This is a genomic window from Desulfurivibrio nitratireducens, from assembly GCF_044068515.1.
In the GTDB taxonomy this organism is placed as follows: domain Bacteria; phylum Desulfobacterota; class Desulfobulbia; order Desulfobulbales; family Desulfurivibrionaceae; genus Desulfurivibrio.
This window is the reverse complement of sequence record NZ_JBIPKI010000011.1, coordinates 16,395-40,557: the sequence shown is the minus strand read 5'-3', so window position 1 is coordinate 40,557 and position 24,163 is coordinate 16,395. Positions and strand designations below refer to the sequence as shown.

The window sequence follows — 24,163 nt, the reverse complement described above, 5'->3', positions numbered from 1 at the left end:
ATAATTTGAGTTAGCTAAGGAGTTTTCCTTTCACTTTGTTTTTCCAACAAAGATAGCACCTCTTCAATCTGTTTACTCAAATTTTCAAGAACAGCCTCAAGCTCCTTGCCGACCGGCAGCAGTAACGGAATGTAAGCTGCTGGGTGCGTTTTTAACTCAGTATAAAACAAGCGATCATCTGGCAGTTGGCTTAGAGCATTTTGAACCTTGGTAGTCAAGGTCGGGTTGCCTGAATCATTTTTTCTTACCGACAGCCAGATTGGCGACAGTCCGTATTTTCTCCAAATTGTGTAGTCCAACTGGATATTTAACCCAAATTCGTAGAACGAAAACGAACGTGCATAATAACCATATCCTGCGTTACAGCTTTTTCCAGTCGGAGGAGGTTCACCGGGTACATTTTCCTTTACCTTGTAGACTACCTTGTAGAATACCTTGTCGACAATATCGTAAAACTGTAGCTGGCAACGAGGAATTGCTTGTGAAGTAATATCTTCCGAAGTAAGCGGCAGGAAAGCTTCTGCATCCATTCTTTCGCACAGACCCGAAAGCTGGGCGATATTGTTGGACAGTTGAGGCTCATCAATCGCGGCCTTTTTGAGGTAGTCTAAAATCTCACGCCAACTGGTCAGTGCCAGAAATTGCCCAGATATAAGTTTTGAAACTATGAATTTTCCAGAAGCTGGCCGTTTTGTCTCGCCAATAAAATCATGATTAACTGACTTTTTACAACGGTGGCCAAGTTCAAACCAAAGTGTTTCCAGCCTGTTCTCCGGCGCAACAAACATGAGCACCCCGTTGCCGGCACCTTTCAAATGACCCAGGTAGCCTACAGGCTGATTTGCTGTTAGTCCGGCCCCAAACTTGGCTTCGATAATCAATATTTTATCGTCTCCATTTTTCCCGATGATGTCCGGAATACCACCATCATCTCCTCTTTCCTGGGAGCTAAAAAATGTATTTTCCGGCAACTGAAAAGAAGGTTCAACGGCGCGAATCTTATCTTGCACATACTTCAGGAATGCCCGTCGCAGAACCGCCCCTCTTCTTCCGTCCAAAAGATAGGTCAGGGCTTCGGTGGCAATGTTTTCTGGATGACTCGCTAATCGCAAGGCCAGATGCCCCAACAGACTATCATGTTGTGTATCTCTCATTATTGTCACCTCGTTTTGATTTCGAGTTAGCAATGCCTGATTGCCTAAATATCATTCCTCTCACGGTTGCTTAACATGAAAGATTAGCCATGGGAAAGCCATTTTTCCCCAAGTTGTCAGGCGAATACACCAGACGAGCAGGGCGTTGTTTATGTCTCCACCAACAGTTTGCCATGGCAATGCGACAAAAAATGTCGCAAAAAAGTCGGGGAGATAATACGCTGTGTTGGCGATGCTATTCACATTTGAGTTTCTTAATTGTTGTTTTGCGGAACTGTTCGGCCGCGACGCATTATGACTTGATGCTTTGTTATAATTTCTTTAAAACGAGTAGACTCAACGAATCATGCAATCAGCAACCGGAAATTGAGCCATGACCAGACATCCTGGGCTTTCCAAATCTCGGATCATTATTCATCGCCAGTGCCCCCGGCGGTTGTGGTTGCAGGTATATCGGCCAGAGTTGGCGGTGGTCGAGAAAGCGGCTACGGAAATGATGGCGACTGGTAGACGGGTAGGGGAGGTTGCCCGGACTTTATTCCCCAATGGCCTACTGATGCCCGAAGGAGATCTCAAGCAGGCTCGGTGGGAAACTGATGCCGCCCTGGCTTTGCGCCCGAGAAGGCCGCTTTTTGAAGCCACTTTCAGTCATCAACAGGTCCTGGTTCAGGCAGATATTCTTTATCCTGCAGGGAACGGCTACCGGATGGCGGAGGTCAAGGCTGCTAACGAGGTTAAGGAATATCACTATGACGATGCTGCTGTTCAAGCCTGGGTGATTCGTCAAGCCGGGGTCCGTCTGCACCGGGTTGAAATCTGCCACCTGAACAGGGATTATATTTATCCGGGCGGGGATAACTGGCATGGGCTGTTCGCCTTGAGCGATATCACTTCTGAAGTAAAAGATCGGCGAAAAGCGATACCGACCTGGGTGAGTGATGCTCAACGCACTTTGGGCCAGACCGTACAACCAAGGGTGCAAACCGGTGTACAGTGCCGCCAGCCCTTTGCCTGTCCGTTTTTTACCCACTGCGAACCCAACGCGATTGCAGAGCTTAGGCCATGCGATCTTCAGGTATTGCCACGAGCCGGTAGTTTGGTAACAATGCTGAGGGAATCCGGCTTTACCAGCTTAAAAGATGTCCCGCCGGAAAAACTTAATAACCCGGTCCAGCAGCGAATCCGCCGAACGCTGATCGCAAACCGAGCTGAAATCGATCCGGTCGCTGGCGAAATACTTGGTGGCTTGCCTTATCCCCGCTATTATCTCGATTTTGAAACGATGCAGTTTGCTATCCCGTTCTGGATTGGGACAAGTCCCTACGCCCAGATTCCCTTCCAGTGGTCCTGCCATGTGGAAAAACGGGCTGGTGGTAAATTGCGGGAGCATTCATTTCTGGCTGACGGCGCAAACAACCCATGCCGGGAGTTGACCGAAAATCTTCTCGCGGCTGTGGGCAAGATGGGGCCGATCTTCGTTTATTCCTCTTTCGAACAGAGCCGGTTAAAAAACCTGGCCTCTCAGTATCCGGATCTGGCCCCGGCTATCGAGAAGGTTATGAAACGGCTGGTCGATCTGTTGCCCATAACCAAAAAATATTATTATCATCCGGATATGCGTGGTTCATGGTCTTTGAAGGCGGTGTTGCCAACCATCGCCCCTGATCTGGACTACAGCAATCTACCGGTCGCCGACGGACTTATGGCCCAAGAGGCTTTCCAGGAAATAATGCGACCGGAGACCAAGGTTCGGCGACGCAATCAGCTGCGCCGTCAGCTTGTTGAATATTGCGGCCTGGACACCTTGGCCCTGGTCCGATTGGTTCACTTTTTCATGGAGGCCTCAGCATCATGCCGGCGAAAATCCACCAGGCCATAGCCCGCCAATGGGAACTGCTGAAGCTTTTGCCCTCCCGGCCTCCAGGCAAATCTGCCCGTGAGTTGGCGGAAAAATTGACCCAGGAAGGCTTCCAGGTAAGCAAGAGAACGGTGGAGCGGGACTTGAACGAACTCTTGATCCAGTTTCCCATTCAATGCAATGACCGGGGCACTCCCTATGGCTGGTACTGGTCACCAGACGCTCACTGCGACCTACCAGGTCTCACCTTGGCGGAGGCCATGTCCACACGATTGCTGGAGGACTTTCTCAAGCCTTTGTTGCCCGCCTCAATTTTACGGGCTTTAACTCCACGCTTTAGACTTGCAGAGCGGAAACTCCAGGCCATGGCGGACAACCGGATGAGCAGTTGGGCCGATAAGGTGAGGGTGGTTTCCCCCACCCTTACTCTTCTCCCGCCCAAGATTGACCAAGAGATCCTTGCAACGGTACAGGAAGCTTTGTTGGAGGATGAACAGCTGGAAATCGTTTATCATTCTATTAGCAGGGAAGAAGCCAATACTCAGACAATCCACCCCTTGGGCCTGGTGCAGCGGGGCCCGATCACCTATCTGGTAGCCACTGCCTATGATTATGACTATGCCTACATCTATGCCCTGCACCGAATAAACGCCGCTCATATGACTGGGGTAAAATGCCGGCGACCCAAGGATTTCTCCCTGGATAAGTACATCGGTTCGGGAGCCCTTCACTTTGGCGATGGTGAATTTATCCGCCTGCGTGCCTCTGTCTCCCTCTCCCTGGCAAAATTGTTGCAGGAGACCCCTTTGGCGGAAGACATGATTATTAAGAAGCGTAAAAAAGATTGTATGCTGACTTGCACTATCGCTCACACCTGGCAACTTCACTGGTGGATTCTTTCCCAGAGTGACGAAATAGAAATCCTTTCTCCCCCCAAATTGCGCATTGCAGTAATTGATGCGATCCAGAGGATGGGAAAGGTTTATTGAAAGTTGGCCTCCTGCTCCAAAAACATTGCACAAATAGATAAAACAATCTGACACAAGTAGTTGACCCCATTTGAAGCGGACGCTCTTTTGAGTGGCTGACTGATACTGCCAAAATTATCTGCCCGGGACCTGGTCAATTTTGCCAGGAGGATCAACCTCGTTCCCTGCAGCAACCCGGTTAACAGCCCGGAGAGCAAAGGTGTCCGGTTTTATTGGGGCAACTCCACAACCCAAAACGGTAGTGCGCTTAAACTAGATTTGCTTGGTGATACTATCTCTGTACATTAAGTTGACACCGGATTAGGGTGCAAGTTTAAAATATGTCGCATATACAGGGCTGGGCATTTGAAGCCCAAGGCCGAGTGGTGCCGACTTTGTTCGTCGCCCGGAACACTGAGCTGGGCTTACCGATAAAATGCTAAATGTTAGGCGTGTGAAATGACAAGTGGGGGAATTGACTTATCCTTTAAATGGAGGAAGCTATGGACATTCGAAAAGGTACTTCATCAACCGTTTTGCTGAATATCAGCGGGAATGATATACGAGAAGGTACTAGCTCTAGGGTCTTATATAATTTGTCCGGCAATAACATTAATAAGGGGACCAGCTCCACAACAGTACTGAATGTAAGCGGAAATAACATTCGAAAAGGTACATCATCAGCCGTTTTGCTGAATATCAGCGGGAATGATATTCGAGAAGGTACTAGCTCTAGGGTCTTATATAATTTATCTGGCAATAACATTTGCAAAGGAACGAGTTCAACAGTGCTTTACAATACAACCAGTAGATGCAATACTCAGCAACTGGCTGCAATATTGCTTGCATTGAACGAGATATAGGTGCCTAACGGCACGAAGAGGTGGTCCCCAATTTTCGAACAGGGTGCCAAGGTGGCCAACCATCCACTGGCGAAGGAGAACCCTTAATCATGAAAGTTTCCCAACCTTGATCAGCCTCGCGCCGGGTTGCGCACCTTGCGCCACAGCCAGAAGGAGATCAGGCCGAAGATGATCAGCCAAGGGTGACCGGCCAGAACTGCCAGAGCAATGAATAATCCGATCCCAGTGGCGAACAGAGCCAGGAGGGAGGTCACCCCTTGGCCGATTGTATCTACGAGGTCCGGAGGACGATTTGGTTGATCATCAGCCAATTGTCGTCGCCAGAAGATCACTGCGATTATCCCCAGTCCCAGCGGCACCAACCAGAGATTGGTGGCCACCAACAGGGCGCAGATAATCACCACCACGGTGGAAAAAATGATAGCGGCTGTCCGGAACCAGAAATTGATGAATTTTTCAATCCATTCCATTTTTCACCTCGTCTAGCAGGATGCGGCCGGTAGCTGGGGTTTGCTCTCTTGGCTCAATTAACCGGCAGCGATTTTAATGTGGTTTATCATCACCGCTGCTGTTATGGCAGGCCAAACAGGACATACAACCAGCGATGCCAGGTGGTACTTGCCCTCTTGTCTGGGAAATCGCAAAAAAATCAGTTGCTGGCTTTGGGGGTACTTTTAGGGGTACGAGAAAAAAAGGAGTTGTAAAATAATCTATGATATCAATAAGAAGCATAATTAGTTAGAATATGACCTCCACCACCTAAAATCAAGGGTTTCCCGGTTTGCGCCGGGGAGCCTTTTTTTTTGCAAAAACCTATGTAAGCAGGGTCGCTAACTTGCATGCGGCCAATATACCATGCCCACTAACCCCTATGCTTACGAATTTTCCATTCCTGCCATGCTGTCTTTGCTCCCGGAAGCTCCCCTAACAGGCAGACGCGCCAAAGGTAAATTTTTCAGTATAATTCTCTCAAAAGGCTCAGGCAAAAATACGCGTTGCAGCGCAGTCCGGATCACCAGGATTCTCAAGCAGGTTGATACTGCCGGAATCCTGCAGATAACGCCGCCGCGCGGCCCGGACATTTGCCTCAATTCGGTTGAGTTTTCGGTCGGTTATTTGGGTTGACAAGCCTGCCGTCGTCGCGACATAATTAATTGCAGCCCGTTGTGCTTACCGGTTAGACAGGCTGTCGTAGCCCCTGTTTTTTGTCAGGACCGGCAAAAAAGATTGCTTGTCGCTCCGTTGGCCTTTAATGCTGGACATAGCGGTTTACGAGCCGGGAGAAGAGTCCGCCCACTATCCCCGCTTGGCTCAGAACTCCATGCCAAGGGGGGAGACTCTGGCTGCCCTGCACCGGCGGAAAACTCATTTGACGGCTGGAAGTTCTCATGGTCAGCCTCTGGGGGATTTTGGATGAATAAGACGGTAGTAGCAATCAAGTTTGTGCTGATTGGCCTTTTGCTGGCCAGCTTTGCCGGCTGCATAGCACTTGGCGGAATTCCTACGTCTCCCGCTCCGGCCCCTCAGCCGACCGGGACAGCCACGCAATCCAGGATCGAAGCAGCCCAGGCGGAGAGGTTGCAGAGGCTAATGATCCCCCTGCTCCAGGTAATGAACCGCCCGATCCCGGCGGGGCAAGTCCAGGTCGTGGTGGTTGATGACCCGCAGATTAATGCCGGCAGCGCCGGCAGCGGCCAGTTTATTGTCACGACGGGACTGCTGAATCGGGCCAATGACCAGCAACTGCAAGCGATCCTGGCCCACGAGATTGCCCATGATGATCTCGGCCATTCCGCCACGGCCCAGACCATGGGGGCGGGGTTGAATATCGCTACGGTTCTGCTGGATCAGATTTTTCCCGGTAGCGGCCAGTTTACCCCGATTGCCGGGGACCTGGCGATTCGGGCTTACGGACGTCGCGAGGAGTACGCGGCGGACAGCCATGGCGTTACACTCCTGCGCAGGATCAATCTGGACGGCAAGGGCATGATGGTCAGCACCCTGACCTGGCTGGAGCAGACGGCCGGGAGCGGCGGCGGCGGCGGGTTTTTCGCCACCCATCCCGGGACTCCCGACAGGATCGACCGGGTCCGCAACCTGCCGTGATGACTCTCTTACCTCGCGGTGAGCCAGCCCTGCTACGTTAAGGAGGTTACGGATGAACGAAGCTGGAAAGCTCTATTCGAGCTTGAATTTCATCCTTAAAACGTTCCGCTCGTTTTCCCGACAGTAGCTTACGCTATCCGACAATTTGCGGATAAGATGAACCCCAAGTCCACCGATTTTTCGCTCCATGATGCCCAGTTTTGTATCCGGATCGGGGAGGGACAAAACGTCAAAAGGGTTACCGCTGTCCGCAATTTCCAGCACAAAGACCCCGCCGTCTTCCCCGCAAGAAATTTCGGCGTCCCCTGCGCTGCCAGGGTAGGCATAGCTACAGATATTAACGAACGCTTCTTCCAGAACCAGCGCAAGAGCGTATTTTTTTCTCTGGTCAAGGCCGCTACGGTTGGCGCACTCCTCGACAAACTCGGTCGCTAAAGCGAGATTTTCCAGGACAGCCGGAAATTTCATTGTGCATAAGTTCATGATATTCAGGAAAAGGTCGCCAGAGACGCCGCTACCGAGTCATCCATCGGGAAGATCGTGCCGAAACCCGATATATCGAAGACTTCCTTGACTGCTCCCTTCACATTGGCAAAACGAACCTGCCCCCCTTTAGCCTTGAGCTGCTTGGCTGTGGTAAGCAACCCTCGCAGCCCGGCGCTGCTGATGTAGTCGAGACCCCCGAAATCGAGGATAAACGCAATTTCCCCCTGGGCAATCAGCTCATTTATTCTCTTTTCATACTCAGATGTCGTAACGGCATCCAGCCTGCCGGTAATCGTTGCTACGGTTACGTTTGCTTCCTTTTTTGTCTGAATATTCATTGGTCGCTCCATTTTTTGGATATGTTGAACGGGTGATGCCATGAAACATCCGCAGGGCAGTCGTGCAGCAAGAAACATCTCGATTCGTGGTAGCCTAAGCTTCCGGTCTGCCCCGGTAGGTTATTGCCACCATGGTAACATCGTCTGATTGCGCTGCGCCATTGGCATGTTTCATGACTTCGGCCCGGATGAGCTGAAGGATGGATGCAAGCGGCTCTCCCTGTTTCTGCTTCAGCGAGTTCAGCAATTGTGCTTCACCGTACAGTTCGTTCTCAAGGTTTGCAGCTTCGGTTACGCCATCGGTATAGAGAAACAGGGTGTCCCCCGGCTGCATTACGAGCCGCTCGGTTTCATAGACAGTATCTTCCATGGGGCCGAGGACAAATCCGGATTTCATGGCAAGGTAGTGTATGCCCTGTGCGTCAATAAGCAGCGGCGGGTTGTGTCCGGCGTTGGCAAAGCGGACCTCTCCGTTTTCGGTGTTGAGGATGGCACAGAAAACCGTGGCAAACATGCAACTGTCGTTGCCCTCTGCCAGGATGTTGTTGACGGCAGCCAGGATGCGGTCCGGCTCCCCCAGCCGCTGCCCTTCAGACTTGAGAAGGGTTTTTGCCACCATCATGTACAGGGCCGCAGGAACCCCCTTGTCGGAGACATCGGCGATTAGAAAGCAGAGGTTGGTTTGGTTAATGAAGAAGAAATCATAAAAGTCCCCGCCGACCTCCTTGGCCGGGTCCATGGCGGCGAAAATATCGAACTCGGGACGTTCGGGAAAGGCGGGGAAGATTCTGGGCAGCAGGCTTGCCTGAATATCGGTGGCTATTTTCAGCTCACTCTGAATTCGCTCCTTGGCGGCGGTAGTTTCGGTCAGGCGAGTGATATGCTCTTTCAGGTCACCGGTCATCCGGTTGAAGGCATCGGCAAGCTCCTGGATCTCGTCACCGGTGTGGATGTCCAGCCGGTGGTCAAGATTCCCAGTGCTGGCCTCAGCGACACCTTTTTTAAGAAGCAGGACCGGGGCGCTGATTTTGCCGGAGAGCAGAGCAATAACCAGCAGCATGGCCAGAAGCATAGCTACCATCAGCCAGGCGATGTTGCTGATCAGCTTTTCTGGCCGCTCCATGAATTCGGAGTGCAGCATGGCGATGCCGAAGCTCCAGCCGGGGGTGTTGGGAATGGGGTTGAAGATGGCTATAAACCGTTCGCCGTTTGGCCGGACATAGAGACCCTGTCCGGCCTCACCCTGGATAATCTTCTCACCGATCGCTTCCAGTCCCTGGTAGCCCGCGGCCGATGATTTCAGAAAGTTGAGCTTCATGGTAAGCGTAGGGTCCGGGTGCGCCACCTGCAGGCCACTGCTGTCTACGATCCAACTGATCCCGCTATGACCGATATTGATTGACTGTACGATCTGCGAGAGGGTGGTAAGGGTCACCGTGGCTGCAACAATGCCGATTCGCTCTCCCTGTTCATTGGTCACGGCATGGGCCAGGGCAAAAACGCTCTGGCTGGTTGCTTTGGAGATCATGGTGTCGCTGATGGCATGGGATGCGCCGTTTTCCATGATGCTTACCCAGTAGTCGCGGTCGGCAACATTGCCCCTGTCACCTGTGTTGGTGATATATTCTCCACGGGTATCGGCAAAGAGGATCATCTCGAAATCCGGATTGATTTCCTCAGCATTTTTAAGCAGATCCTGGCCGATGGTTTCAAGGTTTCCGGAGCGGATAAGATCACTTCCGACTAACACTTTGACTTCGTTCAGGTAGCCCTGTATCAGTCGGCCTACTTCCGCTGATCTGGCTTTTAGAATCTCCTGGCTCAGATCTTGAGTCAGCGGGATGACGGTACCCTTGATGTTGGAATAGGTGATAAACCCGAAAACGAGCATGAGAATCCCCAGAGTTGCACCAAACCAGGTCAGCATCTTGGCCCTGATGGATTTCATCTGTACCTTATCCTTTTTCATTCAAACGGTTTTCCGGCCCGAAAAATATTTTGCCATCTGTCATTTGTGTCGGCACCAGGACTGTAGTCATAAACGTCAGGTATTTTCTTGAGAATAGCCCAATTATGGCTTCTGAATAAGCGGGATCAGGTGGAATACCAGCTTGCTGAAATGTACCCTCAACCTCTCTTCAAGTCTTATGCGGAGGTTTTCAATTTCTTCTACGGTCGTTGTCTCTTTGAAATACAACTCCATCTGGACAAAGCGGGTGCTGCCACTGAGCTGAGTATAAAAGTTGCCGATCCCCTCGTAGGTATCGAAATCTGCGACCAGAGCTTTCAGGATCTTATGCTGATCCCCCTCCGGCAGCGGCAGATCTATCAACGATTTGAAGTTCTTCACCAGCAGGCCGATGGCACAATAAAACATATACAACACCACCGAGAGGCCGATGATCAGGTCAACCGTCACTGCCGCCTGAATCTGTCCCTCTGAGAATAACCAGAGTCCTAACAAAAGACCGGCAGAAACAGACAGGTTGAGGACCAGGGTGAGCTTGAGATCGACGTAATATGAGTGCGTCATCGGAGAATGGTCAGAATATCTGCGGCACAGGCGTGACGCCCAGGCCACCATTACCCAGGCGCGGAGTATTGCCAATACCAACGTTATTTGAGCCAGCCCTAAGTTGATTGTGGCGGGTGGGTGAAGATAACGATTCAGGGCGGAGTTAATGATGACCATGGTGATCAGAATGACAATTATAGAGTATAAGAAGCTCGAGAAATTTTCGAGTTTTCCTGTGCCGTAGGGAAAATTGAAGGAGTTGCGGCGCTGGATGACGATGACCGCGGCCATATTGAAGCTGTGGAGGATCAGACTGGCCGCGTTCTCCACGGCAATGGTGAATATTGTCAGCGAGTCACTGAGAATTGCTATCGCGATGTTGATTGCCGTTAGTGGCGCCAGGGTGGCAATCAACCAGAAAATGTATTTTTTTAGATCGGCATATTCCTGGCTGTCTAGGCTTGTTGATTTACCGTCGCTATTTCCAGTTGACAAACTCACGCAATACGCACCTTTTTCGGAGCTTCAAAGCTGACGGTAGTTCATACTTGAACTCCGGTTACTACCTTACTGATCACCGTGCCGATAACGCCTATTTCAATTTTTCAGTTTGATCGTGTAAACCATTCCCAGATATTGACCATATCTGTAGACCGGATAGAAGAGAAACGCACCATCGCCATCCTCAGACAGAGGGATTTCAAGAGCAGCAGGCTGCCGCCTGCAATGATGGCAAGAAACTCACTGTCACGTATGTCGGCACCAAGATTGTAGTCATACCCGGCGGGGAGACGGCGCAACCGGCAACAATGCCGCTAACGATTTACTCTTGCAATCCCAGTTGATTCAACATGAACGAATAATACTCCGCTGCTTCCTGATAACGCTGAAAGCGTCCGGAAATCCCTCCGTGCCCCGCCTCCATCTGGGTACGTAATACCAGCAGGTTGTTGTCGCTACGCCGGTCGCGCAGGCGGGCGACGTATTTGGCCGGCTCCCAGTACTGTACCTGCCAGTCCCACAGGCCGGTGCCGATAAACATTGCCGGATAGGAGGCCGCGTGCAATTGGTCGTAGGGGGAATAGCTCAGCATGTAATCATAGTAGACTGGATCCTGCGGGTTACCCCACTCGTCAAATTCGTTGGTGGTCAGCGGAATGGATTCATCAAGCATGGTGGTGACGATATCAACGAAGGGCACCTGTGAAACAATCACCCGGTAACTTGATGGCGCCATATTGGCGATGGCGCCCATTAACAGACCTCCGGCACTCCCCCCCATGGCGGCGATCCGATCCGGAGCCGCATACCCCTGACCCACCAGATGATTGGTGACATCGATAAAATCAGTGAAGGTGTTTCTCTTTTCGAGCAGTTTGCCATCCTCATACCAGTGTCTACCCATCTCCTGGCCGCCGCGGATATGGGCAATGGCATAGACCATGCCGCGATCAAGCAGGCTGATGATGTTTCCATTAAACCAGGGCTCCATGCTGAACCCATATGAACCGTAGCCGTACTGCAAGAGTGCGGCGGAGCCATCTTTTACAAACCCCTTGCGATAGACCAGGGATACCGGAACAAGTGTGCCATCACGCGCAGTGGCCCATTGCCGCTCAGTCACGTAATCGTGTTTGTCAAAACCACCAAGCACCGGAGCTTCCTTGAGCATGCGGAGCTCATTGTTGACGCTGTCCAGCTCATAGATGGTCGTAGGAGTTGTCAGTGAGGTATAGCTGTAGCGCACCCAGTCGGTATCTGGCTGCCGGTTGACGTTAAGCTCCATAAGATATGCCGGTTCTTCTGCGGCAACAATGGTTTCAACCCCTGCGTTGGAAAGCAGCCGGATGCGGGTAAGGCCATTGAAACGCTCGTCAATAGCGATAAAGGTATTGAACAGCTCAAACCCTGTGATCAGCACCGCCTGATCGTGGGGAACCAAGACGTCCCATTGCTCACGCCCGTTCCAGATGCCGTCGGCAAAGGTCATCAGCTTGAAATTTGCGGCATTCCAATTGGTGTGCACCACCCAGCGCTCGTCAAGATGGTCGGCCTGGTACTTGAAGTCGAGACCGCGCTCGGCAATCAGATTAAACCCACCGGGGTTGTTTGCCTCTGTACAGCGTTGTTCGTCAGACTGGGTGCTGGTACTATAAATGCAAATGTACTCTTCCGAACGGGTCAGACCGACATACATGCCGATTGGTGGCAGCGTCGGTGTTGATGGTGTGAGATTTCACCTTGGTGCTCAGCAATGTCTCCGGATCGTTCCAGATATAGAAAATGGTGGCATTGTCTGCTGCCCAGGCGATCGAGTGGGATATGCCGGAAACTCCGGTGTCGCTGATGGCTCCGGTTTCCAGGTTCTTGATGCGCAGCTTATACTGGCGGCGGCCGACGCTGTCTTCGACAAAGGCAAGCAGCTTCTGATCCGGGCTTAATTTGAAGTAATCTATACTGTAATAACTGTAGCCTTGGGCAAGCTCGTTGATGTCGAGCACGATCTCTTCAGGAGCGTCCATGCTCCCTTTGCGGCGCGCATGAATCTGATAATCTTTCCCCTCTTCATAACGGCTGTAGTACCAGTAGTCCTTGTAGAGGTACGGCACAGAGGCTTCATCCTGCTGCAGCCGTCCAACCATTTCCTCGTAGAGCTCATCCTTAAAACCGGCCAGCAAAGCCATAACCGCATCGGTATAGGCGTTCTCTGCATTCAGGTAGGAAAGCATCTGGGGGTCTTGGCGCGTGTCATCGCGCAGCCAGTAATATTCATCCAATCGTGTGCCGCCTGGCGCGTACACATCATAGAGCCGTTTTTCTGCAACCGGCGGAGTTTGCCCCACCGCCTCAGCAGTCAGTGGGGTTGTTTCCGCAAAGGGTGAATCACCTGACGAACAGGCCGTGAGGAAGACCAGAAAAAGCAGAATTGCCGGAAACTTCATGAAAATTTTAGTGCCATGGTGGGTCATGTTTTTTCCATTTTCGCTTTTGCTCACATCTCATCGCTACAGGTGAGATCCGAAAAACCAGGTCTCGGGATGAAGCAGATACTGTTCTTAGCGATCATCGGTCTTCTCTTCCATCAAAACTACTTCAATCTTCACGTGAATTCCTTAATGTATCGAAACAGGGCCGCTTCCGACTATTCACCTATGATCTCAAGATTGTCAGAGGCAACAAAATAGTCGCGATAGTAGGCGGTCGCTGCCCAGACCGGTCCGCTGCCGGTCTCCCTGGGGGTATAAAAAGTAAAGAGGCTGATTGTCTGGTCATGATATTCGTTGAATATGTAACCGTTAATGCCTGAGATAAACGAGAGATTATTGAGATACGCCCAGAGCTCATCGGAAGCGGCAGTGGGACCAGTCATGGCGAAAGCACTGGCACTGATCCACAGCGCATCGTAGGCGCTGATTTCGTTCCAGGTTGAAGCTCCGCCCAGCAGCGGAGCCAGCTTTGATTCGAGGACATGCTGGGTTGGAAAGAAGTAAGTCAGCGCCGCAACGTCAAAGATCGAGCAGGTCAGTTGGGTCTTTTCCGCTATGGCCACCGCAACGGGCGACTCGAGCAATGTTCGGGTTTGGCTGATGCCGTCGGTACCGTACCACCGTACCTCCGTCAATGGTCCTGTTTGGACCTGTTCCAGCAGTAAGGTGACTTCATCGAGACCGACAACTAGTACTGCGGTGGTGGCGGGGGCTGCTATCTCTCCCAGCTTGGCTGAGGCCTGATCGAGAACAGGGGAAAAATTGGCTGCATCAGGTTCATAGCTGTAGCTATCGACAACACTCCCTTCGAATATTTCAGTGAATGCTGTCAAGAAATCCTGGCCGTAGGTATCATTACGATATATCAGCACGACATTCTGCTTGTTCTGAGCCGTTATCAGGCGTGATAGGGCTTTGGCCTGACGTGTGTCATCCGGTGTAAGGCGCATGATCCGGTCATCGGATCTGGCCAGGGATGGTGCAGTGCTGGTGGTGCTGATAATGACGATGTTGTTTGCCTGGGCGTAGGCACGCACGGCGGCCAGTTCGCCGCTGTAGATCGGGCCGATGACCAACTCGATGCCAAGAGCGTGTAAAGCTTGCAACTGTTCAAGAGCAGTGGCGGGATTGCCGGCCGTGTCACGCACTTCCACCTTGAAATCAATGTTGACCCCCAAGGACTTCTGATAATAGTCGTTGGCGTGTTTAAGCGCCAGGTTGATCGCTTGCTCTGCGCCCCAACCGGCTTCGGCACTGGCACCGGTCAGCGGCAGAAGCACCCCAATGACAGCATCCCCTGTTGCATGCGTGGGAATTGCGGTAGCCGGAATAATCAACGTCCCCACATTAATGCTTTTGATGAACATTCCCTTGAGGTTCCAGCGTATGCCGCTACTCCCCTCTTCAACCGCAAAGCGGGCGTACCGGACTGGCACCATATCACCATTGTCATCCAGTTGGGTCATTTGCGAGGAAAAGTTGCCACTTTTATTGACTACGGATTTGAAGTTTTCGATCAATTCGGCCATGCCAGCCTTGGGATTCAGGCGATAGGCTTCCGTGATATACCAGAGGGCATCCCAAACCCCCAAAGTGGCAGGTGATGGCGTCGTGCCCAGCTTGGCCGCCATCATTCCGGTAACCATCATGGTGGAAACGACGGGGGTAGTTGCTTCCGATGAAAAGGTGTATCCTTCGAGATTTACTTTTGCGGCAAAGGCTTTGGCTTCCGCCGAGTTTAAAATCGTTGCTTCACGAATAATCGAATCGGTAGCAAACCACTTGAAGTCGGCAAGCGGACTGGAAATGCCGGCGCTGGAGAATATTTTGACGGCGTCGGAATCACGACCAATGAACAGGATGGCGGTGGTTTCAGGATCCAGCTCGGCAGCTGCCGATGTGATACTGCCGACCACCGGCGCGAAATCAGTTGTTTGTACTTCATACTTGATGGCGTCAAGCACTTCAATGCCACTGGAATTGGCGTGCATTAGCTGCTCAAAGTCTCTGCCATAAGGATCATCGACATAAACCGGAAGCAGGCGGGTGAAGTTCTGGCTTTCCACCAGAGCGCTGAGCGCCTCAACCTGATTGATGTCATTTGGCACCAATCTGAACAGATTGTCCGGAAGAGCAAGGGAAGCGGCGGTGCTGGACGGGCTCACGAGCAACATGCCATTTGCATTGGCGTAACCAACCATTGCCGCCGCTTCGTCGCTGTTCATGGGGCCGACAACCGCACGCACACCCTTGGCGTGGAGCGACTGCAGGGCAACCAAAGCACTTCCGGCATCGCTGTGGCTGTTCTCCACCACGAGTTCCAGTTGCAGATTATCATCCTGCAAATAATCGTTTGCCGATTCCACCGCGAGATCCAGCGCTACTTTGGCATTTTCTCCCCACGAAGACCATGGACCATCCAGCGGCAGGACCGCTCCTACCTTGACCATCGTCACCGGCTCCGAAGAAGATGATGATTGGCAACCAACCATGAGGAAAACCAGCCACAGACCCATCAACGCACATACTGATTTCATTATTCGTTATCCCTGTTCGTTATTATTTTACCCACTCTCGTCATCCCTCTTAGCTCCGCATACTAAGGAGCCAGAGTTAATGTCTATGACTGACCAGTCGCAACACGAGGCAAGCCTGATTATTGTGTCAGCACAATGATCTCACCGTTTACTATTCCAGCGGCAGCCGCATCTGCGGCTGCCTGGTACGGCCCAACAGCAGGGTTTGAGGAGGCATAACCAACGCCGCCACGTTTCAGGTCAAAGTTCTGAACGCCCACCAAAGGTGATCCGGACGCAACACCTTCGATGACTTCAAATACCGCCACATCAACCCGTTTCAGCATCGAGGTCAGAATCACGTTTTTGACATCGGCAAGCGAAGGAACATTGTATTGGTCGGAATCCGCACCGATCCCCCACAGCCCGTTGCCCACTCCCCCTGCCGCCTCGAACGCCTGAAACATGCCGGCATTTGAAGCGCCTGCGGCGGCATACCCGACATCAACATGATTGGCAATCATCACCTCGGTTGCGCTCTTTGCCTTTTCCGGCGAGTTCCATGCGGTCGCATCTCCGGACGCCCCTATGTAGGCGATCTCAATCGTGATGTTTGGGTTTATTGATTTAGCTCCCTGTACATAACCGGCCCTAAAGGCATTGATTAACGGAATATCCATGCCACCGATAAAGCCGATTTTTCCGGTTTTGCTGGCCGATGCCGCAATCACCCCGACAAGGTAAGACCCCTGTTCTGCAGCAAAGATCAGGCTGACAACGTTAGGTCCTGCGACCTCCGCATCGATGATGGCAAATGTGGTGCCGGGAAATTCCTTGGCAATGTCATCAATAGCGGCACTGTAACCAAAACCGGCTGCTATGACCGGGTTGTAGCCACTTGAAGCCAGCAACCGCAGATGCTCACGGCGTTCGTTATTCGTATCGCTTGCCTCGGCTGTGATCTCCATGATCTCGGCGCCAAGTTCCTGCTGCGCCTTAGCCAGACCAGCATAAGCGGCATCGTTGAATGAACCGTCCCCCCTGCCGCCGGAGTCGTAAGCCATGCCCACCTTAAGAGTTGCAATCGACTTTCCATCTCCGACGCATGCTGCAAGTGTCAGCATGCTGGCCAGCAGAACTAAAATTGCTATGAGATTTTTTAACATTCGTTAGTTTCCTCGATGCAAATTTTCATTGTAGCGTATGAACGAATCTTGGTGTAAGCATCCAGTACGTAAACTGTTGTACCATCAGTAAGAGGATCAGCAAACTTAACGCTACACCTACAGGAGATAGGTTACAACTAATCGGTTTTTAGCTTGATGCTGTATATCATCCCCAGATACCGGCCATCATTAAATACCGGTTTGAATGTGAAATAACCGGTTTTCCCCTCGAACAATGGCGCTTCTAAAACATCCGGATGTTGTTTTTTCAATATCCGGAGAATCTGCCTGTCACTCTCAGCGGTTCCGGGATTGTAGTCATACTCTGAAAGACTGTTTTCCACCGGGAACCCAAAACGGTTTATCCCTTTGGCGTTAATCCATTGCACCGAGTAGATGGCCGGCGTTAATGAGTAAAACTGCTCGAACAGTTTCATCGCTTTATCTTTGTCGTCATCGACCAGTGCCGCTTTCAGGGTGGTATCCGCCGCAAACAACTCAAGTGCCTGTTCGGCAGCGACAGCCGAAGCGGGTCTCAATGACATCCGTTCTTTTGTATTTCGCTCCAAACGAATGCCTACCAGTCGCCAGTCGACTCCGTACAGGGATACGCTGGTCCAGTATGCTTTTTTGTCGACATCATCGCCGGTCAGATCTTCCTTCTTAAAGCGGTAGACGCCATGACCCTGCGGAGTTGCGGCAATTTTTCGTGCCAGCTCAACAAATTCTGTATAGGGCTGAAACACAGCTGAAGTGAAAATGTTAAGGCCAATCTGTACCGGATCGCTGTCGTAGAGGGTTCTTCCTCCCAGATCCATTACCGATATATCCAGGGGTACCCCTTTCACCAGAGGCTGTATGATTTCTCCCAGAAATCTTTCCGGCTTGAACATGACGCTAACCGAGCCGATAAAACGACCTTCAGGGTTGAATATCGGATATTCCGCATCAACCGCATCATACCCCTCCACCGAATGGAAAACCTCGCTCAGTACCGGCTTATGAAGTTTCAGCAGATGCTGGACCTGTTCTTGCGCTGAAATATCTGTGCCTTCAAAATGACGGTATTCGGCAGGCTCTATCGTTGTCAGCAGCCCCTGAGTATCTACGGTAGCGCAATCAACGGCATAGCTGAACTCATGGCAGAGCACTGTTAAAATCCCCTTGGCTTCTTCACCGGTCAGTCCTGTTTCTCCGAGTTTTTCTGCAGCCATGTTGAGCCCAGTGTCAAGACGCTCAAAGGCAGCCGTTATCTGCTGTTGAGCGATTGTCAGCATTACCGGCTGAGTTGCCGCTTCTGCGGCGGAGACAGTGAACAGAAAACTAAAAAATAACAGACCTAATTTTTTCATGATAAATGCTCTCTCCTCATTCAGTAATCTCAGCAATCTGATCATCCGTATCAATCAATGACTCTGAACCAGGTTCATTAAATGAGCCCGAAAATTGTTTTGGATGCAGAAACTGACGTTTTTATTTTTGGGCAGTCGCTGCCCGGGGGTTATTCATCCCGAGGGCCATATGCGGCCGCTCGTGTTATACACGCATAACCACCGGGTAGATAGCAAACTCTTGTAAATCAAACGGATTCTGCCCCAACCAGTCATCGTGAACTGCTGCTTGTAGCGCTCCCCATAAGCATTCTGCAGGGGTTTGCCCGGCTTAATAAAAATCAATTCTTATTCCTTGCCGCCGCTCGGCCCTGAGTGCGCAGCACCTCGCCAATGCATTCTGGGCCATAGAGCCAAGGGGTTGCTCCGCCATTCTGCCTGGCCGCAGTCCAGGTGGCTTGCGCCCTGGCCGGGGGGGGGGATTTGATCCAGGGCTCGGATTGCTCTTTCCGCTGGCAGCGAGAAAGGTCCGCCTCGATGCCAAGCACTTCCCGGTTGAAATAAGCGATCACGGGCGATTCCCCTAAATTAGCGGTGTCCAGAAGCAGGATTTTCTCGTATTCTTTACCGAACAGGTTCTGCCTGCTTACCTGGGGGTATTCCCGGCCAGCGGCCGGGTAGGGCCCTGGGTGGCATAACCCGCAATCACAGTTGGTTATGGGCGGCCATGGCTCTCTTGCCGGTTCCCATCATAATGGGGAAAATGCCCGATAAGATACACCGGACTCTTACCAGGCGAGGAATATTTTGGATCGGAGTGAAATCAGGGATATTCTCGCAAAAGCAAGCGTTCCGGAACATTCCGTACCCTTCATGCGGGCCATGTCCGAAGGCGAGCCTTTTGTCATCGGCGACTATCTATTCTTCGCCGCCGCCGATTGGCTGGTGGCCATCGGTTATCCCCTTGCCGAAGAGTACCAGCCCGCGCATTTTGACCAAGCGGTTCAAGCCGCGGTCACCCGCAGCGCCGCCCGCAACTGCTGGGCCGTGTGCCCGGCCTTGCCGGAGCGTCTGCAACCACACCGCCGGAGCAGGGACTCTTATTATATTCTGCCCCTCGAGGCCGAAATCCCCGTGCGTCTCAACCGGCTGGCCGAACGCGCATCCGCGACCCTGCGCGTCGAGCAAAGCACCCGATTCACTTCGGCCCACCGCCGCCTTTGGGCCGAATTCACCGTGCGCAAACCTTTGCCGGCCAACGTGCAGGAATTATTCGCCCGCACCGAAGATGTGCTGGCCAGGGTGGAAGGCCTGTCCCTGATCAATGCCTGGGATCCCGACGGCAACCTGGCGGCCGCGCTGCTGGTCGATGAAGCCCCCGCCCGTTTCACGGCCTACCTGCTGGGCGCCCACTCCCGGGTGCATTACACCCCCTACGCTGCGGATTTGCTGTTCCGGGAAATGATCCTGGCGGCCAGGAAAGCGGGCAAAAAATTTCTCCACCTGGGGCTTGGCATCAACAGCGGCATTACCCGCTTCAAGACCAAATGGGGCGGCAGGCCCGCCATGGCCTACGAATCGGCCGAATGGAGCGAAGAGGCAGGCCTCGTCAGCGATATAGGTCAGTTGGCGCTGGCCATTACCGCCGGCTCCGGGAAAGCGATGAGCAAAAGGGAATTCTGGGAAAGCCTGCCCCAACAGCGTCCCTTCAGCATGCTCTGGGAAATCGAGAAGGATGGCCGCCGCTCCTGGATCGGCGGCACGGCTCATTTTTTCTGCTACAGTTTCGAGGCGTCGCTGCGCAAACTATATAAGAAGGCCGACGTGGTGCTGTTTGAAGGCCCCCTGGACCAGGCCAGTCTTGACAGTGTCGTGGAGGTCGGCAGAAACCCGGGCTCGGATTCGCCCCGGGTAATCGATCATCTGAGCGCTGAAGAAATCCGGCGTCTCGAGCGGGTGGTCTGCGGTCCGCGCGGCTTCTGGGCCTGGGTGCTGGGCTGCCAATGGGACAATCCGCCGGATGTCCGCCATCTGCTGGCCGATACCCGCCACTGGATGGCCTTTTTTTCCCTGTGGTCAAGCTACCTGGCCCGCCAGGGCTGGAACCAGTCGGTTGACATGGAGGCCTGGCGGATAGCCCGGGAAATGGGCAAACCGATCCATTACCTGGAAAACATCACCGCCCAGGTGGCAACCCTGGAGCGGATCCCGATGCCGCGGGTGGTGAATTTTCTCAGCAACTGCGGCAGTTGGAACCGCTATATCCGCCGCTTCGTCCGGGCCTATCTCAAAGGAGACCTGGAGAGTCTCTACGGCACCAGCGTCGAGTTTCCGACTCGCACCGAAGGGGTCATAAACCTGCGGGACGCTGTTTTTCTGCAAAAGATGAAGCCGTTTATCGAGTCGGGCTCCGCCGCGGTTTTCGTCGGTTCGGCCCACATGGTCAATCTGCGCCGGATGCTGGCGGACGAAGGGTTCCGTGTTCGGAGGACCGGATGCTGAGGCCGGACAGCTTTGCCCGGGTAAGCGCGGCGGCGGTGGTGCCCGAGCAGATAATCTCTTACGTGCGAGCCGTATCGGGCTCCCGGCCGCGCCTGGTCGGCTCCTGCATCGCCTACCAAACGGGGACCGAGCTGGTGCTGGTCGGCTACCCGCTGCCCGATCCGACCGACGAGACGGCCATGGCCGCAGCCGTGGACGAGGCGTTGACGATCAAGGAACTCAGCCGCCTGACGGTGATAGGCCCGGCCCGGCCGCCCCAGGCGCCGGCGGGAACCCGGTTTGGGCGGGATTGCTATGCGCTGCTCCCGCTGCCTCCCCCCGCACCGGGACAGAAGCTGCGCAACATGCTCCGCCGGGCGGCTCGCGAACTCACAGTGCAACCGGGACGGCTCTGGGGGGAAGAGCATCAGGCCCTGGTCGACCAATATCTGGCTAGCCGTTCGCTGGATTCCGGCACCATTCATATTTTCCGGCAGATTCCCGACTACCTGGCCGCCTCGGGCGGCAGCCTGCTGTTTTCAGCCCGCACCAGCGCCGGCCGGCTGGCGGCGTTGGTGGTCGGCGAATTTGCCTCCCTGGAAACGGCGTTTTTCATGTTCTGCTTCCGGGATCCGCAGGCCGCGCCCCCGGGCAGCACGGATCTGCTGCTGGCAGCGCTGGTCGATGAGGCGGTCAAGCGGGGACACGCCAGGCTGAACCTGGGTCTGGGCATCAACGAGGGGGTTCGCTTTTTCAAGCGCAAATGGGGAGCCAGTGCCGAATTGCCCTGTTTCCAGGGGGCCTGGGACATCGAGCCTCCCGGCCTGGCGCGCCGGCTCAGAGCCTTTTTTGGCAAGGAAAAGCAATGAATTGGAGCAACCTCCGACAAGGGGCTTGCAGGGGGTGGCCTGCAAGCCTCTTGCCGGTTATCGGCCGGGCCAACCAAAGCGCCGGGCCCGCCCAGGACTGCTCCAGGTCGGCCTAGGCTTCCGTTTTTACGGTTTTGCCGGCGATCGCCTTCATGATCGGGCCGATAATGTCGGTGGGGACCGGGAAGACTATGGTCGAGCTCTTGTCGCCGGCGATATTGGACAGGGTCTGGAGATAGCGCAACTGCATGGCCTCCGGTTGCTTGGACAAGGTTTGGGCCGCCTCCAGCAGCCGCTGCGAGGCCTGTACTTCGCCCTCGGCGTGGATAACCTTGGCCCGCCGTTCCCGTTCGGCCTCGGCCTGGCGGGCGATGGCCCGGATCATCGACTCGTTGATGTCGACATGCTTGATCTCGACGCTGGAAACCTTGATCCCCCAGGCGTCAGTCTGGACATCGAGGGCCTGCTGGATATCCATGTTCAGTTTTTCCCGTTCGGCCAGCATCTCGTCCAGTTCGTGCTTGCCCAGCACCGCCCGCAGGGTGGTCTGGGCCAGCTGGCTGGTGGCCACCAGGTAGTTTTCCACCTGGATGATGGCCCGCTGGGGATCCACCACCCGGAAGTAAACCACTGCGTTGACCTTGACCGAGACGTTGTCGCGGGAGATTACGTCCTGGCTGGGCACGTCCATGGTCAGGGTCCGCAGATCCACCCGGACCATCTGCTGGATGCCGGGAATGACGATGATCAGGCCCGGTCCCTTGACGCTCCAGAAGCGGCCAAGCTGGAAGATGACCCCCCGCTCGTACTCGCGCAGGATCCGGAAGGTGTAGCCCGCCAGCAGGATAAAACCCACCAGTACCAGCATGAAAAAATAAGCGTCGAACATGGTCTCCTCCTTTTTTTGCCTGGTTCAAGGTTCAAGGTCCGGGTTGCGGGGGTAATAGCCCCTGAACCCGGCGCCTTGATTGTGCGCCTTGCGCCTGGACAGCTTTAACATTCAATAAATCAACCAGATATATAATAACCGTTTGTTTAACCGTGCAACCCTGAACCTAAACCGCCTTGACGTCAAGCTCCAGCCCCCGTACCCCGATGACTGTCACTTTCTGACCCTTCTTGATCGGCTGGGGGCTTTTGGCCCGCCAGCTTTCGCTGTGGACCCGGATCCAGCCCAGGCCCTCTTGGTCGAAATCCACCAGGGCCTCGCCCACGGCCCCTGTCATTTCTTCCGAGCCGGCCACCACCGGTCGCTTGCGGGCCTTGAGAGCCATGCCGACCACCAGGAGCAGAAAGATCACGGTGGCAATGGTCACCCCGATAATCAGGGACCAGGGCAGGGCAAATCCAGGTACGCTTGTATCCATGAGCATCACCGATCCGATCACAAAGGCCACCACCCCGCCGATTCCCAGGATGCCGAAGGAGGGCACCATCAGTTCCGCCGCCATGAAGGCGATTCCCAGGAGAATCAGCCCGGCGCCGACGTAGCTAACCGGGAGCAGGTGGAAGGCGTAGAGCGCCAGCAGCAGGCTGATGGCGCCGGTTACCCCCGGCAGGAGAAAGCCGGGATTGTAAAATTCCAGCAATAAACCGTAAATCCCGAGCAGCATCAAGATATAAGCGACCCCGGGATTGGTGATGGTGGCCAGAAAGCGGTTGCGCCAGTCGGGCTCGATGGGCAGCAGCGCCGCCCCGGCGGTGGCCAGGGTCACTTCGCCGTAAGGCTGGGGCAGGGTAATGGTGCGGCCGTCGATCTTGGCCAGCAGGTCGCGGAGATCATTGGCCACCAGGTCCACCACGTTCATCTCCGCCGCCTCATCCGCCGGCAGGCTGACTGCCTCGCGCACCGCCCTTTCGGCCCATTCGGCGTTGCGGCCCCGCATCTGGGCCAGGCCCCGGATGTAGGCGACGGCGTCTTCCACCTGCTTGCGGGTCATGGCGTCGCCGGGGAGTTCTTCCCGCTGCTCGCCGTTGCGCCGCTCCTCGTCGCCCGGCTCTTCCCGTTCGCCGGGCCGGTCCGGGGGACCGCCCGGCCCCCCGATGGCCACCGGGGTGGCGGCGCCGAGATTGGTTCCCGGGGCCATGGCGGCGATATGGCTGGCGTAGAGGATATAGGTCCCGGCGCTGGCGGCCCGGGCCCCGGAGGGATAGACAAAGGTCGCCACCGGGATCGGCGAGGCCAGGATATCCTTGATGATCTGCCGCATGGCGGTATCCAGCCCGCCGGGGGTGTCCAGCTGCAGCACCGCCAGTTGGGCTCCCTGGGCGTGGGCCTGGGCCAGGCCCCGCTGGATGTAGTCGGCGCTGGCCGGTCCGATGGCGTCAGCGATGGTCAGCACCGCTACCGGGGCGGTATCCCGCGGGCTTTCCCCCCCGGCCGGCTGGGGGGCCAGGGCCACGGCCAACAGGGGCGCGCCCAGCAGCAGGAGCAGGAAAAGGCGCCGCAACAGACAGGCCGCGGTAATGGTGGTGGTCGGGCTTTTCATCTTTTGGTGAGCTCTCACTGATCTGTCAATCAAAAA

The 24,163-nt window shown here is 54.1% G+C and carries 18 protein-coding genes and 1 pseudogene; 6 read left to right on the top strand and 13 right to left on the bottom strand.

The annotated features are described in order from the left end of the window. Positions 1-14 precede the first annotated feature (14 nt). Positions 15-1,154 carry a hypothetical protein gene (locus ACHHTY_RS05100; protein ID WP_395493015.1) on the bottom strand — a complete coding sequence of 380 codons (1,140 nt, stop codon included), beginning with the start codon at positions 1,152-1,154 and terminating at the stop codon, positions 15-17. 373 nt (positions 1,155-1,527) lie between these two features. On the opposite strand from ACHHTY_RS05100, the gene ACHHTY_RS05095 reads away from it, so the two are divergent. The 3 genes from ACHHTY_RS05095 to ACHHTY_RS05085 all read left to right on the top strand — a co-directional run bounded on the left by ACHHTY_RS05095 (position 1,528) and on the right by ACHHTY_RS05085 (position 4,843). Further along, positions 1,528-3,033 (top strand): DUF2779 domain-containing protein, encoded by a 1,506-nt coding sequence (locus tag ACHHTY_RS05095; RefSeq protein ID WP_395493014.1) that lies wholly within the window; start codon positions 1,528-1,530, stop codon positions 3,031-3,033. Beyond that, the gene (locus ACHHTY_RS05090; protein ID WP_395493012.1) at positions 3,006-4,001 is read left to right on the top strand and encodes a helix-turn-helix transcriptional regulator; all 996 of its coding nucleotides are present in this window, start codon (positions 3,006-3,008) and stop codon (positions 3,999-4,001) included. The genes ACHHTY_RS05095 and ACHHTY_RS05090 overlap by 28 nt, the downstream gene beginning before the upstream one ends. A gap of 470 nt (positions 4,002-4,471) precedes the next feature. Then, on the top strand, positions 4,472-4,843 hold the full coding sequence (locus tag ACHHTY_RS05085; RefSeq protein ID WP_395493010.1) for a hypothetical protein: 372 nt from the start codon (positions 4,472-4,474) through the stop codon (positions 4,841-4,843). 110 nt (positions 4,844-4,953) lie between these two features. Here the strand turns inward: ACHHTY_RS05085 and ACHHTY_RS05080 are convergent, their stop codons facing one another. Next, positions 4,954-5,313 (bottom strand): hypothetical protein, encoded by a 360-nt coding sequence (locus ACHHTY_RS05080; protein ID WP_395493009.1) that lies wholly within the window; start codon positions 5,311-5,313, stop codon positions 4,954-4,956. Between the two features lie 943 nt (positions 5,314-6,256). On the opposite strand from ACHHTY_RS05080, the gene ACHHTY_RS05075 reads away from it, so the two are divergent. Continuing rightward, on the top strand, positions 6,257-6,949 hold the full coding sequence (locus ACHHTY_RS05075; protein WP_395493008.1) for a M48 family metallopeptidase: 693 nt from the start codon (positions 6,257-6,259) through the stop codon (positions 6,947-6,949). 72 nt (positions 6,950-7,021) lie between these two features. Here the strand turns inward: ACHHTY_RS05075 and ACHHTY_RS05070 are convergent, their stop codons facing one another. From ACHHTY_RS05070 to ACHHTY_RS05035, 9 genes and pseudogenes are all read right to left on the bottom strand, one after another. Further along, a complete protein-coding gene (locus ACHHTY_RS05070) occupies positions 7,022-7,417 on the bottom strand; it encodes an ATP-binding protein (protein ID WP_395493007.1) in 396 nt (131 codons plus the stop codon). Positions 7,418-7,437: 20 nt separating this feature from the next. Beyond that, a complete protein-coding gene (locus ACHHTY_RS05065; protein WP_395493005.1) occupies positions 7,438-7,815 on the bottom strand; it encodes an STAS domain-containing protein in 378 nt (125 codons plus the stop codon). Between the two features lie 52 nt (positions 7,816-7,867). Beyond that, complete coding sequence (locus ACHHTY_RS05060) at positions 7,868-9,742, bottom strand: SpoIIE family protein phosphatase (protein ID WP_395493004.1); 1,875 nt, start codon at positions 9,740-9,742, stop codon at positions 7,868-7,870. A 102-nt stretch (positions 9,743-9,844) separates the two neighbouring features. Then, entirely contained in the window at positions 9,845-10,789 is a 945-nt protein-coding gene (locus ACHHTY_RS05055; RefSeq protein WP_395493003.1) for a cation diffusion facilitator family transporter, read from the bottom strand. A gap of 322 nt (positions 10,790-11,111) precedes the next feature. Continuing rightward, entirely contained in the window at positions 11,112-11,732 is a 621-nt protein-coding gene (locus ACHHTY_RS12070) for a prolyl oligopeptidase family serine peptidase (RefSeq protein ID WP_462346276.1), read from the bottom strand. A gap of 276 nt (positions 11,733-12,008) precedes the next feature. After that, a pseudogene (locus ACHHTY_RS12065) lies at positions 12,009-13,230 on the bottom strand (S9 family peptidase); the annotation flags it as partial. Between the two features lie 200 nt (positions 13,231-13,430). After that, positions 13,431-15,812, bottom strand: coding sequence for an ABC transporter substrate-binding protein (locus ACHHTY_RS05045; RefSeq protein WP_395493002.1), 2,382 nt, complete (start codon positions 15,810-15,812; stop codon positions 13,431-13,433). Between the two features lie 119 nt (positions 15,813-15,931). After that, positions 15,932-16,957: a BMP family lipoprotein gene (locus tag ACHHTY_RS05040; RefSeq protein WP_395493001.1), complete on the bottom strand. Its 1,026-nt coding sequence runs from the start codon at positions 16,955-16,957 to the stop codon at positions 15,932-15,934. Between the two features lie 137 nt (positions 16,958-17,094). Beyond that, complete coding sequence (locus ACHHTY_RS05035) at positions 17,095-18,309, bottom strand: hypothetical protein (RefSeq protein ID WP_395493000.1); 1,215 nt, start codon at positions 18,307-18,309, stop codon at positions 17,095-17,097. 786 nt (positions 18,310-19,095) lie between these two features. Here ACHHTY_RS05035 and ACHHTY_RS05030 point away from each other — a divergent pair. Beyond that, positions 19,096-20,790 carry a TraB/GumN family protein gene (locus ACHHTY_RS05030; RefSeq protein ID WP_395492999.1) on the top strand — a complete coding sequence of 565 codons (1,695 nt, stop codon included), beginning with the start codon at positions 19,096-19,098 and terminating at the stop codon, positions 20,788-20,790. Continuing rightward, positions 20,784-21,638, top strand: coding sequence for a GNAT family N-acetyltransferase (locus tag ACHHTY_RS05025; protein WP_395492998.1), 855 nt, complete (start codon positions 20,784-20,786; stop codon positions 21,636-21,638). The genes ACHHTY_RS05030 and ACHHTY_RS05025 overlap by 7 nt, the downstream gene beginning before the upstream one ends. Positions 21,639-21,750: 112 nt before the next feature. Here ACHHTY_RS05025 and ACHHTY_RS05020 read toward each other — a convergent pair whose 3' ends face one another. Both ACHHTY_RS05020 and ACHHTY_RS05015 read right to left on the bottom strand, forming a co-directional pair. Then, a complete protein-coding gene (locus ACHHTY_RS05020; protein ID WP_395493028.1) occupies positions 21,751-22,506 on the bottom strand; it encodes a slipin family protein in 756 nt (251 codons plus the stop codon). Positions 22,507-22,693: 187 nt separating this feature from the next. Then, positions 22,694-24,127: an NfeD family protein gene (locus ACHHTY_RS05015; protein ID WP_395492997.1), complete on the bottom strand. Its 1,434-nt coding sequence runs from the start codon at positions 24,125-24,127 to the stop codon at positions 22,694-22,696. Positions 24,128-24,163 lie beyond the last annotated feature (36 nt).